Here is a 650-nt window from a genome sequence, read left to right on the forward strand (position 1 = left end):
CCGGCATAGCTCAGTTGGTAGAGCAACTGACTTGTAATCAGTAGGTCCACAGTTCGAATCCGTGTGCCGGCACCATCTTAAGGGTGTGTAGTTGTGAAGTGAAGAACAACACTGAAATAAGTGTGATATGGTGAGATTCCCGAGCGGTCAAAGGGGGCGGACTGTAACTCCGCTACGAAAGTTTCGAAGGTTCGAATCCTTCTCTCACCACCATTAACTTCGATTGAAGTGGTATATATACCAACACAGTGCGGGAGTAGCTCAGTTGGTAGAGCGGCAGCCTTCCAAGCTGCATGTCGCGAGTTCGATCCTCGTCTCCCGCTCCATCGAAGGATAATCGCTCTTATAGCTCAGTGGTAGAGCACTCCCTTGGTAAGGGAGAGGTCTCGAGTTCAAATCTCGATAAGAGCTCCAGATACAGTTTAGTAGTTTTTCTACAAAGATTTAAAAAGCAGGCTTATTAGTCTGCTTTTCAAGTATTGGGTGTTTGATTTTTTAGGCGATATGTCGATGCTGAGTTTTTGCTCAGAATTGTGTTCGACGTAAACGAGGACTATAAACATGGCTAAGGCTAAGTTTGAACGTAATAAGCCACACGTAAACGTGGGCACAATCGGTCACGTTGACCATGGTAAAACAACTTTAACTGC

Annotated in this window: 1 protein-coding gene and 3 tRNA genes; all 4 read left to right on the plus strand. The window is 45.5% G+C overall.

The window, feature by feature from the left end:
- Nucleotides 1–129 precede the first annotated feature (129 nt).
- Nucleotides 130–213 (plus strand) — tRNA-Tyr (locus tag HJG58_RS18625).
- A gap of 37 nt (nucleotides 214–250) precedes the next feature.
- A tRNA-Gly gene (locus tag HJG58_RS18630) sits at nucleotides 251–326 on the plus strand.
- Between the two features lie 13 nt (nucleotides 327–339).
- A tRNA-Thr gene (locus HJG58_RS18635) sits at nucleotides 340–414 on the plus strand.
- 147 nt (nucleotides 415–561) lie between these two features.
- Nucleotides 562–650 (plus strand): GTP-binding protein (locus HJG58_RS18640; protein WP_072292276.1); only part of this gene is annotated, 89 nt, incomplete at its 3' end.

This window comes from Acinetobacter geminorum (genome assembly GCF_013009345.1).
Lineage (GTDB): Bacteria > Pseudomonadota > Gammaproteobacteria > Pseudomonadales > Moraxellaceae > Acinetobacter > Acinetobacter geminorum.